Annotated in this window: 14 protein-coding genes; 9 read left to right on the top strand and 5 right to left on the bottom strand. The window is 62.2% G+C overall.

Annotated elements, in window-relative coordinates:
- The first annotated feature begins 40 nt into the window (after nt 1-40).
- Nucleotides 41-1,150, top strand: a complete 1,110-nt coding sequence (locus HA052_RS03560) for an acyl-CoA dehydrogenase family protein (protein ID WP_141111058.1) — start codon at nt 41-43, stop codon at nt 1,148-1,150.
- A gap of 216 nt (nt 1,151-1,366) precedes the next feature.
- Here HA052_RS03560 and HA052_RS03555 read toward each other — a convergent pair whose 3' ends face one another.
- Together HA052_RS03555 and HA052_RS03550 are read right to left on the bottom strand one after the other, a co-directional pair.
- Entirely contained in the window at nt 1,367-1,561 is a 195-nt protein-coding gene (locus HA052_RS03555; protein WP_166450791.1) for a hypothetical protein, read from the bottom strand.
- A gap of 131 nt (nt 1,562-1,692) precedes the next feature.
- Nucleotides 1,693-2,733 carry a histone deacetylase family protein gene (locus HA052_RS03550; protein ID WP_166450790.1) on the bottom strand — a complete coding sequence of 347 codons (1,041 nt, stop codon included), beginning with the start codon at nt 2,731-2,733 and terminating at the stop codon, nt 1,693-1,695.
- A gap of 139 nt (nt 2,734-2,872) precedes the next feature.
- Between HA052_RS03550 and HA052_RS03545 the strand changes: the two genes are divergently transcribed.
- The 8 genes from HA052_RS03545 (at nt 2,873) to HA052_RS03510 (ending at nt 11,768) form a co-directional block, all read left to right on the top strand.
- Complete coding sequence (locus HA052_RS03545; RefSeq protein WP_277345059.1) at nt 2,873-3,346, top strand: Lrp/AsnC family transcriptional regulator; 474 nt, start codon at nt 2,873-2,875, stop codon at nt 3,344-3,346.
- Between the two features lie 275 nt (nt 3,347-3,621).
- Nucleotides 3,622-4,296, top strand: coding sequence for a glutathione S-transferase family protein (locus HA052_RS03540; RefSeq protein ID WP_166450788.1), 675 nt, complete (start codon nt 3,622-3,624; stop codon nt 4,294-4,296).
- Nucleotides 4,297-4,827: 531 nt separating this feature from the next.
- Nucleotides 4,828-5,199 (top strand): hypothetical protein, encoded by a 372-nt coding sequence (locus tag HA052_RS03535; RefSeq protein ID WP_107732269.1) that lies wholly within the window; start codon nt 4,828-4,830, stop codon nt 5,197-5,199.
- 289 nt (nt 5,200-5,488) lie between these two features.
- Nucleotides 5,489-5,854 (top strand): hypothetical protein, encoded by a 366-nt coding sequence (locus HA052_RS03530; protein ID WP_166450787.1) that lies wholly within the window; start codon nt 5,489-5,491, stop codon nt 5,852-5,854.
- Nucleotides 5,855-6,110: 256 nt separating this feature from the next.
- A complete protein-coding gene (locus HA052_RS03525) occupies nt 6,111-6,470 on the top strand; it encodes a hypothetical protein (protein WP_081544694.1) in 360 nt (119 codons plus the stop codon).
- 257 nt (nt 6,471-6,727) lie between these two features.
- Nucleotides 6,728-9,484 (top strand): magnesium-translocating P-type ATPase, encoded by a 2,757-nt coding sequence (gene mgtA, locus HA052_RS03520; protein ID WP_166450786.1) that lies wholly within the window; start codon nt 6,728-6,730, stop codon nt 9,482-9,484.
- A 121-nt stretch (nt 9,485-9,605) separates the two neighbouring features.
- Nucleotides 9,606-10,130 carry a DUF2165 family protein gene (locus HA052_RS03515; protein WP_166450785.1) on the top strand — a complete coding sequence of 175 codons (525 nt, stop codon included), beginning with the start codon at nt 9,606-9,608 and terminating at the stop codon, nt 10,128-10,130.
- A gap of 33 nt (nt 10,131-10,163) precedes the next feature.
- The gene (locus HA052_RS03510; RefSeq protein WP_166450784.1) at nt 10,164-11,768 is read left to right on the top strand and encodes an EAL domain-containing protein; all 1,605 of its coding nucleotides are present in this window, start codon (nt 10,164-10,166) and stop codon (nt 11,766-11,768) included.
- On the opposite strand, the gene HA052_RS03505 is transcribed toward HA052_RS03510, so the two are convergent.
- The 3 genes from HA052_RS03505 to serC all read right to left on the bottom strand — a co-directional run bounded on the left by HA052_RS03505 (nt 11,765) and on the right by serC (nt 14,062).
- The gene (locus HA052_RS03505; protein ID WP_166450783.1) at nt 11,765-12,109 is read right to left on the bottom strand and encodes an MliC family protein; all 345 of its coding nucleotides are present in this window, start codon (nt 12,107-12,109) and stop codon (nt 11,765-11,767) included. The genes HA052_RS03510 and HA052_RS03505 overlap by 4 nt on opposite strands.
- Nucleotides 12,110-12,191: 82 nt before the next feature.
- Nucleotides 12,192-12,848: an ankyrin repeat domain-containing protein gene (locus tag HA052_RS03500; protein ID WP_206118758.1), complete on the bottom strand. Its 657-nt coding sequence runs from the start codon at nt 12,846-12,848 to the stop codon at nt 12,192-12,194.
- Nucleotides 12,849-12,973: 125 nt separating this feature from the next.
- Nucleotides 12,974-14,062: a 3-phosphoserine/phosphohydroxythreonine transaminase gene (gene serC, locus HA052_RS03495; RefSeq protein WP_166450781.1), complete on the bottom strand. Its 1,089-nt coding sequence runs from the start codon at nt 14,060-14,062 to the stop codon at nt 12,974-12,976.
- Between the last annotated feature and the right edge of the window lie 46 nt (nt 14,063-14,108).

The raw sequence follows: 14,108 nt of genomic DNA, 5'->3' as shown, positions 1-14,108 counted from the left end.
AAAATGCCGCTGATTTATCAACCAACCCTTGCCCAGCGCCATGCACCAAGCCGAATCCTTAGCCCTGCTGCGCCGCATTGATCTGCGCGTGCGTCAACAATTGGCGCCGCAGGCGGCCGCCATCGACCAAGAAGCGCTCTACCCCCAAGCCATGCTGCGCGGCCTGGGCGAAGACGGCGCCTACGCCGCCCTGCTGCCCGCCGAGCAAGGCGGCAGCGGCCTGGGCCTGGCCACGCAGATGGCCGCTATCGCCGAAGTGGGCGCGGTATGCGGCAGCACCGCCTTCCTTGCCTGGTGCCAAAGCGCCTGCGTTTACTTGCTGCGCCATGCCGCGCCGCAGGCGGAATTGAGCGCAGAGAGAGCCGATCTGGCCGCCGGCCGCCGCCTGGGCGGCCCCGGCCTGTCCAACGCCATCAAACACCTGGCCGGCCTGGAAGCCATGCGCTTGCGCGCCGAACTCTGCCCGCAGGGTTATCGAATCAGCGGCGAACTGCCGTGGGTGTCCAACCTAGGTGCCGGCCACCTGTTTGCCGCGGCGGCGGCCAGCGCCGACGGCGGCAAACTGGTTTTCCTCGCGGACTGCGATGCCCCGGGGGTACAGCTGAACGCCGGCCCGCCCATCGCCGGCATGAGCGGCACCCGCACCTTGTGCGTGAAGCTGGATCAGGTATTGCTTCCTTCGGAGCGCGTGCTGGTGGAACCGGCGGCCTTCGTCGGCTTCATCCGACGCGTGCGCCCCGGCTTTGTACTGGCGCAGGCGGCGGTTGGTCTTGGCATCGTGCAGGGTTGTCTGGACGACATCCAGGCCGCCAACCGACGCGACGGCGAACAAAACCGCTGGCTGGAACATTCTTATGATGAGTTGGCGGCGGAACTGGCCGCGCTGTGGCGCGAGGCCAAAACGTTGGCGCCGCTGGCAGAAGCAGGCCAGGCCGCGCCGACGCGCGTGTTGCGGCTGCGCGCCGAGGTCAGCGAACTGTGCCTGCGCGCGGCGATGTCGGCCCAGTTGCACGCCGGCGCCGCCGGCTATTTGCTGTCGAGCCCGGCGCAACGCCGGCTGCGCGAGGCCAGCTTCATCGCCATCGTGACGCCGACGCTGAAACAGCTGCGACGCGAAATCGATCTCGCGGAACAGGCGCAGCCAGCCTAGACGCCGTTCAAAACCCGCCCCGCCTCGCGATGCGCAACGCAGGATCAAGGATTTGCCGGTGGGCCTTAGAGCGTGTCCAAAGTCTCGCGAGCCAAAGCGTGGCGGCTGAATAAGCGGAATGTACTAGGGGCGCACGAGCATTCCGGATGCCGGCGCTCGCCGTGCCACGTCTCTCGAAGCGCAGCAGACTTTGAACGGATTCCTTTGAACGGATGCTTAGTGGCGTAGATAGGCGAACAACCCCACCAGCGCGATACAGGCGATCAGTGCCGCATGCAGCAAGACTTCCTCTTGACGAGCGCTGAGCCGCCATTTGATATGGCGTTTGCCCGCCAGTGGCAGGTTGGGCGAAAAATGCTGATAAAACGCGCTGGGGCTTCGATCTGCGGAGTCGGGATGGCCGCTTTTCATGAGAAATAACTCTGAAGTTGTCGGGTGTAAGCAATTTTACACCCGCCACTCTATGCTTTTTACATTTTTTTCACAAGTTCGGCTTGCCAGCCGGCGGCCCGGCGTTTTATTCGCGGCCGGGCTGACTCAGGTCAAACTCCAACGCCGCCCGCCTGAAAGCCCGTCAGCACATTCACCGCGTTGATGCCGATATCGTCCACCATATACCCCCCTTCCATCACAAACAACGTCGGCAGATCCAGTTTGGCGATGCGCGCCCCCAGACGCAGAAAGTCCTCGCTTTCCAGGCGGAACTGGCTGATCGGATCATCCTTGAAGGTGTCCACGCCCAGCGACACTACCAGCGCGTCCGGCGCATAGGCGGCTATCTGACCGCAAGCATGGTCCAAGGCCTCGCCATACGCCGGCCAGCCGGTGCCGTGCGGCAGCGGGTAATTGTGATTGAAGCCCAGGCCGGCGCCGGCGCCGGTTTCGTCGCGATGGCCGGAAAAATACGGATAGGAATATTTGGGGTCGCCGTGCAGGGACAGGAACATCACGTCGTCGCGCTGGTAGAAAATGCTCTGCCCGCCGTTGCCATGATGATAATCCACATCCAGCAACGCCACCTTGCCGGCGCCGCCGTCCAGACAGGACTGCGCGGCGATCGCCGCATTGTTCAAATAGCAATAGCCGCCCATATACTCGGCCGCCGCGTGGTGGCCGGGCGGCCTGCACAAGGCGAAGGCGCTTCCCTCCCCCGCCAGCAAAGCGTCCATTCCAGTCAAGGCCACGTTGGCGCTGGCGCGCGCCGCCTTCCAGGTCCCCGCGGTGATCGCCACCCCGGCGTCCATCGCGTAAAAACCCAATTTGCCGTCGATAAACTCCGGTTCGATATCGCCTCGCAAATCGCGCACCGGCCAAATCAACGGCAGCGCGTCATGGCTGCGCCCGATCGCCGTCCACTCATCCCAGGCCCGCTCCAAAAAACGAACATAGCGCGGGCTGTGAACCCGGGCGTAGCGAACGCTGTCGTATTCGCCCGGCGCGGCCACCGGGCCCAAGCCCGTCGCCCTCACGCGCGCCAAGATGGTGTCCGCCCGCCCCGGCTGCTCAAAACAAGGCATCAACACCCCATCCTTCAACTCGCAACCGTGATGCAGATGATGCGCGTCGCTGTAAATCGTCAGCATCGTCAACCCTCCTTGTTTGCTTTTCGATTAAATAAGGAAAGCCCCAGTATGCGCCGCGGCCGCTGGAATAGTTTTGCTTTTACCCCGTCTTGGGCGCTAATCTGGAGCAAGAAATCAACGATATTGGCGATAATTGAGTATGAATAGACTTAAAAATTCACTTGATGAAACGGATCTAACCCTTCTAAGGCTATTGCAACAGGATGGCGCCATGTCCAATCCCAAGCTGGCCGAACGGCTATCCCTCAGCGTCACTCCATGCTGGCGTCGGTTGAAGCGACTGGAGGAAGCCGGCTACATCAAGGACTACCAGGCCAATCTGGACCGCCGCAAACTGGGCTACGACGTGCTGGCCTTCGTCCGACTCTGCTTCGGAGAACACGCCGATGACGCCCCCAACCGCTTTGAAGATCAGATGCGAGAACGCCCGGAAGTTCTGTCCTGCCACAAAATCACCGGCGACGCCGACTATCTGCTGCAAGTCGTCGCGCCCAATCTGGACGCGTACAGCGACTTCATCGAAACCGTGTTGCGCCGCACGCCGGGCCTGCACTCCATCCATTCCAGCCTGGCGCTGCGCGAAGTCAAGGCCGGCAGCCGGCTCCCCATCTAAACGGAAACATCCACCGGGTTCGTCGAGCGACGAAAGGCTGCGGCTGACAGCCAATGCCAAGCCTTGCGTTGGAACACGGTCAATCAACAGGCGGGGCAATATCCTCGCCTTGACCAACAGCACTCGACCATGGCCGGGTAATCAGGCATTTTTACGCCTGTCCACCCAAACTCAGTAAGGCCTGCTTGCTGGATGGCTCCTGTTTTTTCGACGCACCCCAAGTCAAACACTCACCACCCTCTATTCAGCGCTCGAACACAAGGGAGAACCCGCCCATGATTACCGTCCACCACTTGAACAACTCCCGCTCGCAACGCGTGCTCTGGCTGCTGGAGGAGTTGAATCTTCACTACCGAATTCAACACTACCAGCGCGATCCGCACACCCTGCTTGCTCCGCCGGAACTCAAGGCGCTACATCCGCTGGGCAAGTCGCCGGTGATCAGCGACGGCGAACTGACCTTGGCCGAGTCCGGCGCCATCGTCGAATACCTGGTGGACACTTACGGCTCCGGCCGGCTCAAACCCGCCTCAGCCGCGCCGGAACACAGCGATTACCTGTTTTGGCTGCACCACGCCGAAGGCTCGCTGATGCCGCCGCTGGTGATGAGCCTGGTGCTCTCGCGCTTGGACCTGCCGCCGGTGCCCTGGCTGCTGCGGCCGCTGGCGCGCAAACTGGCCGCCGGCGTCCGCCGCGCCTACCTGCAGCCTCAGTTGGAAGCGCTGTTGAATCACGCCGACCGCAGCCTGGCACGCAGCGGCTGGTTTGCCGGCCCCGTCTTCAGCGCCGCCGACATCCAGATGAGTTTTCCGCTGGAGGCGGCCCGCGCACGCGGCTTCCTGACCCAAGAGCATCCGAATGCGCTGGACTTCCTTCAACGCATCCACGCGCGCCCGGCTTATCGAGCCGCGCTGGAAAAAGGCGGGCCTTACGCTTACGGCGCCGATTAAAGGCGTGATATTAATTAACCAATCAAAGCCGGAGAATTTCTCCAACATGGGCCGCCTTGCTTAAGGCAATGCGGCTCTTCTTTTCATTCCCCTCCATGCTCACGGCTTATTTAGTGTTGCGGCGCACACAAAAATGTAAAAAAGTCTGATTAAGGATTGCCTATCCTCTCAAAGCCCCCTATACTCCGGGCATCTCAAATACTGCAAAGGTTCATCGTGGACAACGACGGAAGTAGTCGATCTTGTATCGCAACGCCGTCTTGCAGGATTTAGCAGAACCTTTTCTCTGCCACATCCTGCAATGACAGGGTGTGGTGTCTAAAAATTCGGCAACAACGCACATCAGCGGCGCGCCCATAGCGCAGCCCAGTGCGAGCCGGAGCCCAGGCCAAACGGCCGCCCATTTCAGACATCCCCAGATTCGCGCCGCGCGGGCGATTTACCGCCTGATTGCGCACGGATTCCCTTTGACGGCGTTTGCCTTCGGATCTTCGTCGCGTCCTCCTTGCATCGCCAACGGGAGGAATCATCATGCGCTTGATCACCAAACTGGCAGCCTTGCTGCGCCCAGGCAAAACCACCGCCCCGGCCGCCGTTTACCAGTTGAATATTTTTTGCGTCCATGCGGACCTGACCATGCTGCGCGTGCAAGCAGCCAAACAGCTGCACGCCCGCGGCCTGGAAGTGGAACGCATTGCCCTGACCGCCGGCGATAACGACCTGGCCTGTTTGAGCGTGCTGTTCGCCTGCCCCGACGCGGCCAGCCGTTGCCTGAACCAGCTTGCCGCGCATTTTTGCCAGCTGCCGCAGGTAAACCGAGTTCACTGGGCGCGCCATGCACAGCGCCCGCGCGTGCCCAATCGCGCCTTTTTGCTGGCCCAACGGGCCCACTTGGCGCACTAAGCAGCCCTATTTCCGGGCGCGGACAAATCCGCGCATCCTTGAAACGCAAACGCTGCCAGCCAGCAGGAGGTTCTGATGTTGATTGAAGACCCTGAACCGCGACCGCGCCGGCCTTTGGCGTATTGCTGATCTGAGCCTCTCCCTTATTGCGACAGCGGGACCGGCCAATTAGCCGCCGCCGACCATCGCAATCGACCATTGAATATATTTTCATTTCTGCGTCTATAAAACACAGAAAGGGAATAATGCTGTCTGTCGCATTTTCAAAATGAAAATGAGGGAGTGAAATATGCGCCACAATAAACTGGCTTGGTTATTTAATTATCTCGCGCGCACCCCAAGCAAACGCCAAGACGAAACCAGCTGCCATCTGAATGTGACTTGCGACATTCCGGTGATTACCGCGCTGCGCAAGCAATTATTCTGGGAAATGCACACCCTGGGCCTGGCGGCGACCCACGTCACCATTACGCCCGCCCCCGCCGCAGGACAAGCCTGCCTGAGCGTACGGCTGGATTGCCCGGTGGCCCTTCGCCGCGCCTTCAACGAAATGGCCTTGCGCCTGAGCAAAATGCCGGAAATCCATCGCGTGCGCTGGGGTCGCCGCAAACCGGAGACGCGGGCGACGCCCCGTCGCTGGGCGGCCAGCGCCTGAACATTCGATCAATGCCCGCCGCGCTGTTGCGCGCCGTTCAACCCTCTTCGCCAAGAAAGGCCAGCCATGTCTGAAGAACCGGAACCCCGATCTTGCAGACCCGAGGCCGCCCGCACCGCCTGATCTCCCCCGCCTGACGGCGGCGAGATAGGCTCGCGCGCCTCGTCACCGTCAAACACAACCCTGTCATTGCATGCCGTAAGGCAGGGACCGGCACGTCTAAACGCGACGGAAGCCGGATCGCAAGGAGATCGCCATGAACGACATCATCCGCCACAACATCCGGCCGCAGCGTTACCAACTGTCGGTCATCTGCCCCACGCAAGCGGTCAAGGCCGCTCGCCGGGAAATCCGTGCCGCCGCGCAGGGGCACGGACTGAAAGTGTCCAGCTGGAACGAAACCCTGCTGGTTGGCGAGTGCCAGGCCTCCGGCGCGCCCGCCAACTGGATGCTGGCCACGGAGTTCCGCTCCCGCGGCGACGCCTCCATGCACTTTCTCGAGGCCATCATGCAAAGGCTCGGCAACCTGCCGCTGGCCCGAGTCCGGTTGGACATCTTGCCCGGTCAGGTCCGGCCAGAGTGGTCCGCCGGGGTCCGCCCGCTGGCTCAACCCTGATTCATCGTCCCGCGCCGGCCTCCGCTCATCCGTGGCGGCGCGGGATTTTCAAGCTTCCATTTCTCATAAGGAAACACCATGACCGACGACAGTTACCCGCGACCGCCCGCCCTGCACACACAGACAACAACGCAGGCGGGCGCCAACCTCGAACCCAGAACACCCGCAACACCCCCCGTGCTGCGTCCGCCAGATACCCGGCCGGCCTAAACAGCCACGGCCGCACTGCGCGGGACACGCGCGCAGGAGACGAAACAATGACGAAACACACTAGCAGCCGACACAAGCTGAAAGGCTATGTCGCTACCCCTAGCGCAAAACAGGAAAAACCGGTCATCCGCGCAGTACAGGAAGCCGACAGCTCCGTAGAAGAAACCCTGCAACGCGTACGCGGCCACCAAGACGGCCTGACCATGGCGGAGGCGCATCAGCGCTACGCCCAGTTCGGCCCCAACGAAGTGGCCCACGACAAGGCGCCGCACCCGCTGATTCAACTCGCGCAAGCCTTCAAAAACCCCTTTGTCGTCGTCCTGATGGTGCTAGCCGCCATCAGCTATTTCACCGACGTCTATTTCGCCGCTCCGGGCGACCAAGAGTGGACCGGCATCATCATCCTGCTGACCATGGTCAGCATCAGCGGCCTGCTGCGCTTCTGGCAGGAGTTCCGTTCCGCCAGGGCGGCGGAAAAGCTGAAATCGCTGGTGCGCAACACCGCCACCGTGCAACGACGTCCGGCCAACGGCAGCAGCCCAATCCGTCAGGAAATCGGGATGAGCGAGCTGGTGGTCGGCGATATCGTCCACCTGCAAGCCGGCGACATGATCCCGGCCGACATCAAACTGATCGAATCCCGCGATCTGTTCATCAGCCAGGCCGTGTTGACCGGCGAAGCACTGCCGGTGGAAAAGTACGACACTCTGGGCGCGGTGGCCGAGAAATCGGCCAATGGCCAGGCCAACGGCGATGCCGATCTGCTTGATCTGCCCAATGTCTGCTTCATGGGCACCAACGTGGTCAGCGGCAAGGCTTCCGCCATCGTGGTGGCCACCGGCACCGATACCTACTTCGGCTCGCTGGCCCGCAACGTGGTCAGCCACAAGCGCGTGGAAACCAGCTTCGACCGCGGCGTCAGCAGCGTATCCTGGCTGCTAATCCGCTTCATGCTGGTGATGGTGCCCGTGGTGTTCATGATCAACGGTCTGACCAAGGGCGACTGGATGTCCGCCCTCACCTTCGCGCTGGCGGTGGCCGTGGGCCTGACCCCGGAAATGCTGCCCATGATCGTGTCCGCCAACCTGGCCAAGGGCGCGGTGGCGATGGCGCGGCGCAAGGTTGTGGTCAAACGCCTGAACTCTGTGCAGAACTTCGGCGCAATGGACGTGCTGTGCACCGACAAGACCGGCACCCTGACCCAGGACAAGATCATCCTGGAACACCATTACAATATCCATGGGCTCAAAGACGAGGGCGTGCTGCAACTGGCCTGGCTAAACAGCTTCCACCAGAGCGGCATGAAGAACCTGATGGATATTGCCGTGGTGGAACATGCCGACGAACTGGGCAACCGCGTCAAGCCCAGCGGCTACGACAAGGTGGACGAAATGCCGTTCGATTTCGTGCGCCGCCGGCTGTCGGTGATCGTGGAAAACCAGCGCGGCCGCCAGTTGATGATCTCCAAGGGCGCGGTGGAAGAAATGCTGGCCGTCTCCAGCCATGTGCAGGACGGCGAACAGATCAAACCGCTGACCACCGAGGAGCGCGCCGCCCTGCTCAAACGCAGCCAGGATTACAACGCCGAGGGCTACCGCGTGCTGCTGGTCGCCACCCGCGACATTCCGGCCGAAGAAGCCAAGCGCAACTACAAAACCAATGACGAGGCCCAATTGGTGGTGCGCGGCTTCCTGACCTTCCTCGACCCACCGAAGGACTCCGCCGCGCCGGCTATCCGCGCGCTGAAGGAATACGGCGTGGCGGTCAAAGTCCTGACCGGCGACAACCCCATCATCACCGCCAAAGTGTGCCGCGACGTCGGCCTCAGTCCCGGCGTGCCCTTGGTCGGCAAAGACATCGAGGCGATGGACGATGTGGCACTGTGCAGCGCGGTAAAACACACCACTATCTTCGCCAAGCTGACCCCACTGCAGAAGTCGCGGGTGGTCAAGGCCCTGCAGGCCAACGGCCATACCGTCGGCTTCCTCGGCGACGGCATCAACGACGCGCCGGCGCTGCGCGACGCCGACGTCGGCATCTCGGTGGATAGCGGCGCGGACATCGCCAAGGAGACCGCCGACATCATCTTGCTGGAAAAGAGCCTGATGGTGCTGGAAGAAGGCGTGATCAAGGGCCGGGAAACCTTCGGCAACATCCTCAAGTACCTGAACATGACTGCCAGTTCCAACTTCGGCAATGTGTTCTCGGTGCTGGTGGCCTCGGCCTGGCTGCCGTGGGAACCGATGCTGGCGATGCACCTCTTGATCCTGAACCTGATCTACGACGTGTCGCAGATGGCGCTGCCCTGGGACAAGATGGATCCCGACTTCCTGAAAAAGCCGCGCAAATGGGAAGCCAACAACATCAAGCGCTTCATGCTGTGGATAGGCCCCACCTCCTCGGTATTCGACATCACCACCTATGCTCTGATGTGGACGGTGTTCGGCGCCGGCGCGGCCTACTACGCAGGCCAACCGCACGGTGTCAGCGACGGCGGCGCCAGCATCATGCACTCCGGCTGGTTCATTGAAAGCCTGGTGTCGCAGACTCTGGTGGTACACATGCTGCGCACGCGCAAAATCCCCTTCCTGCAAAGCACCGCCTCGCTGCCGGTCCTGCTGTCCACCACGCTGGCCATCGCCATCGGCTGCTACCTGCCGTTCTCGCCGCTGGCGGAGAGCATAGGCTTCGTCAAGCTGGACCTCAGCTACTTCTGGTGGTTGCTGGCCACCATGCTCGGCTATATAGCACTGGCCCAGACGGTGAAAACCATCTACATCAAACGTTACAACCGCTGGTTCTGAGCGCTGCCCGCCCGCGATCCCAACCCCGCTCCGGCGGGGTTTTTTTCGCGCGCCGCCCCGCCATTCACAGCCCGGACCCGGGCTGGCACAATCGCCCCTGCCCCTTCAATAAGGAAATCCCATGCAACTGCCAACCCTGCGCCGCGCCCAGCAATGCTTCAAAAGCCTGCTCGCGCTTTCCATCGCCCTGTTCGGCCTCTTGGCCGCCAGCGGCAACCTCCTGGACTACGATAGCAACTGGCAGTTCGTCCGCCACGTGCTGGCCATGGACAGCATGGAACCCTGGTTTAACGGCCAGGCGCTGAAGGGACGCGCCATCACCCATCCCGGCTGGCAGCAAGCCGCCTATCTGGCCATCATCGCCGGCGAGCTGGCCTTCGGTCTGATCTGCGCCTGGGGAGGCGGCGCCATGCTGCGCGGCGCGCTATGCGGATGCGAGAAGGCTTATCTGCGAGGCAAGACGCTATTCACGCTGGGCTGCATTCCGGCGCTGCTGGTCTGGTACACCGGCTTTGCGGTGATAGGCGGCGAATACTTCGCCATGTGGGCCAGCCAGTGGAACGGCCAGATGAAGGCCTACGCCTTTATCGGCTTCATCCTGCTAAGCCTGACCTACCTGTCGCAAGCGGAAGCGGCTGAACGCTAGCCCTCCCGGCAACGGCGGCGGCCCTCGTATATCATGAACCATGCCGACTCCCCCATTCGCGCCATGATGTCCCGCCGCCTAACCCTGCCCGCCCGCATCAGCCGCTGGCTGTTGATCGGTGTCGCCGCGCTGCTGCCGCTGGCCGTCATCACCCCCATCGTCTATTGGCAGGAAAGCAACCGGCTGCGACAGCAGGCCACCCTGCAAACAGGCCAAGCGGAAAGCATGCTGGACTTGATGCTGGACTACGCGGCTCAGGCCGCCGACACCGTAGCCCCGCTTACCAAGCAGCCATGCCCGCAAATAGAACAGGCACTGCGCAAACAAGTCACCATCGTGCCCTTCATCCGCAGCGTCACACTGGAGCGCGGCGGCATTCTCTATTGTTCCTCGCTGTTCGGCGTCTACCACAGACAGATCTCGTCGCCGGACAAACCGCGCCCGGAAACCGAGCTGCGCTTGAAGCCCGGCAACGAGCTGACCCCAGGCCGTCCGCTGATCATTTATCGCAAACAATCGGGGCCGACGGCCATTTACATCGCCATTGACGGCGTGCATCTGCAATTCAGCCTGGACATGGCCAGCGACTACAGTCCGGTTTACATGCGCGTGGGACCGCTCTGGATCGGGCCGGATCACGCGGTGCACGCCAACCCCAGCCCACCCTTCGACCTGATTACGATAGAACGCGCCTCCTCCCGCCACCCCTACACCCTGATCAGCGGCTTCAACCACCGCGACCTGTACCGCCAGATGGCCAGCAGCTACGAACTGGTGTTTCTCAGCATGACGGCTCTGGGCCTGGTGCTGGCTGCCGCGCTGCGCTGGCAGCTAAGCCGCCCGGCTTCGCCCAACGTCGAACTGCAGCGCGCGCTGGACAACGGCGAGTTCGAGCCCTTTTTACAGCCCGTGGTGCGTGCCGATGGGCTGGGCTGGCAAGGCGCGGAAGCGCTGATGCGCTGGCGACACCCGCGGGATGGCTTGATCCGGCCTGACCTGTTCATTCCCCGCGCCGAGGATTGCGGCATGATCGTGCCTATGACGCGGCAGATGATGCGCCAGTTGGCGCGGACTCTGGGACGAAGCCGACTGCCGACGCAGTTCCACCTGGGCATCAACATCACCGCCGCCCATCTACGCGACGACGCTTTACTGGCCGACTGCCGACAGTTTCTCGCCCACTTCCCGCCTGGAGAACTGAATCTGGTGCTGGAACTGACGGAAAGAGAGATGGTGGAGCCCACTCCCGAGACCTGCGCACGGCTGGCGCGGCTGCGCGAACTAGGCGTGAAGATAGCGATAGACGATTTTGGCACCGGCCACTCCAGCCTGATCTATCTACAACAGTTGCCGCTGGACTGCATCAAGATAGACAAGAGCTTCACCGCCAGCATCGGCGCGGACGCGCCGTCCAGCCACATCGTCGACAGCGTGGCCGAGCTGGCGCATAAATTGAAGCTGGAAATCGTGGCGGAAGGTGTGGAGACCGAAGCCCAGCGCGCCTACCTGACCCGTTTGGACGTGGGTTGGCTGCAAGGCTACCTGTTTGCGCGACCGATGCCGCTGCGCGAGTTTCTGCTGCGTCCGGAGCTGGACGCCGCGCGCGCGGCAGCGTCTAGCTCCGGCCCGGCGCTTTAGCGACGGTTTTCCTTGCAGTCGTCCAGCAAGGCCTTGTCGGTGATTTCATCGCGCAATGTGCCTTCCGGCCCCTTGGTCCACCAGCTGTATTGCTCGGCTGCGTATTTGGCGCCGGAACCGGACACCACATTGCTCAACAACATGGTCTTGCCCTTGATCGGCAATACCGCGAAACTCTGCCCGTTTTTGACGTTGTAATACTTGACTGTCAACTTGGCGCCGCCGGCGCAAACGTAGTTGACGACCTGACGCCGACCAGCCTGGATCTCCGGCAAGGTCAGCGGTTTGGCCAGCGCGACGACACTGCTCAGGGTCAGCATGGCGAACAAGATGGATTTCATGGTTCAACTCCTAGAATGACGAACTGCGGCTTGCTCTTGGCAAATGGGAATAGACCGGGATCGCGTGATTTTGTTCTGCCGTTCAGCGAGCGCCCGCCTCCGCCAGCAAGGCGGCAACGCCGGACAGCCCCCGGTGGCGCGCATGCTGCAAGGCGGTTACGCCGTCGCGATCCGCCAGATTCAGATCCGCCTTGGCCGCGATCAGTTGCCGGACGATGTCGCGATGCTGCGCGCTGTCCGCTCCCAAAATCGCCACTTCCAGCAAGCAGGTCCAACCCAGCCGATTGACATGATCGAGCTTGACCCCCGCGGCAATCAATTGCCGCGCCGCTTCCGCGTGGCCTCGTTCGCAGGCGGGGATCAACGCCGTGCCTTGATAACGATTGGTGCTGGCCAAGTCCGCACCGTGCCGCAGCGTCATGCCCAGAATCTCATTCCTGCCCTGGGCGCCGGCCAGTAGATAGGGACTGTCCTGCTGCTTATCCTTGGCGTTCACATCCGCGCCGCCCTCCATCAACAAACGCGCCGCCTCCGGATGATTGCCCCAAGTCGCCAGCAGCAAGGGCGTGCGCTGGCGGGCATCGCGGGCATCCACCGGCGCGCCCGCGCGCAACAAGCGCCGCACTTCAGGCGCGTCTCCACGACCGGCCGCCGCCAATAAGGCTTGGCCGCTGTCGGCGCCGGCGGGGAGGGAGATGGCCAAAACCGTCGATAACAGGATTTTCACTTGCCAATGCATCGCCTTCTCCTCGCTCGATTCAAACCATTCAAATGGGAGCGCCACCATAGCGTGGCATGCCGCGCGCCAGCAGGACAAAAACAAAGCCCGCCGGCGGCGGGCTTTGACGACGCTGAGGCGAAAACTCAGCCGTGCATGCGGGCGAAGTCCTGCATGAAGTTGGCCAGCGATTTGACACCCTCTATCGGCATCGCATTGTAGATGGAGGCGCGGATGCCGCCCACCGCCCGGTGTCCTTTCAGCTGGATCAAGCCGTTCTTGCGCGCTTCCAGCAGAAAGGTTTCTTCTAGCCCTTCATCCTTGAGCCGGAACACCACGTTCATCCGCGAGCGGAACGGCGCGTCGATATGGGTGTAGTAGAAGCCCTCGCTGGACTCGATCACATGATTGAGCAGTCCGGCCTTCTCCTCGTTCCGGGTGGCGATGGATTTGACCCCGCCTTGCTCCTTCAGCCATTTGAACACCAGGCCGGAGATGTAGATCGGAAAGGTGGGCGGGGTGTTGTACATCGAATCGGCGTCGGCGTGGACCTGGTAATTGAGCATGGTGGGCAGGTCGGCGCGGGCCTTGCCCAGCAGATCTTCGCGCACAATCAGCACCACCAGGCCAGACGGACCGATGTTCTTTTGCGCCCCGGCGTAGATCAGGCCGAACTGGCTGACGTCCACTTCCCGCGACAGGAAGTCCGAGGACATGTCGCAAACCAGCGGCACGTCCGGCAGACTTTGCGGCACGAAGGGAAATTGCAAGCCGCCTATGGTCTCGTTGGAGGTGTAATGCAGATAGGCCGCCTTGGGGTCGCGCTGCCAGCCGGCTTCGTCCGGCACGTAGGCGAAGTTGCGGTCCTCGCTGCTGGCCGCCACATTCACCTTGGCGTAGCGACGCGCCTCTTTAATCGCCAGCCTGGACCAGTGGCCGGTATTGACGATGTCCACGCTGTCGCGCTCGCCCAGCAGGTTAAGCGGCACCTGGGCGAACTGCAGCGAAGCGCCGCCCTGCAGGAACAGCACTTTGTAGTTGGCGGGAATGCCCATCAACTCGCGCAGGTCGTGCTCGGCGTCATGGATGATTTCCATGAACTCCTTGCCGCGATGGCTCATTTCCATCACGCACATGCCGGAGCCGTGCCAATCCAGCATTTCGCTTTGCGCTTCGGCCAGCACCTGATGAGGCAGCACGGCGGGGCCGGCGGAGAAGTTGTACACTTTGGCCATGTTCATCCTCTATTTGCGTTGACGGCCCTTGGCGCCCGCACCGGCG

The organism is Chromobacterium fluminis, assembly GCF_011602385.1.
GTDB lineage: Bacteria > Pseudomonadota > Gammaproteobacteria > Burkholderiales > Chromobacteriaceae > Chromobacterium > Chromobacterium fluminis.
Note: the sequence above shows the minus strand (reverse complement) of the source record. Positions and strands in the feature narration are given on the sequence as shown.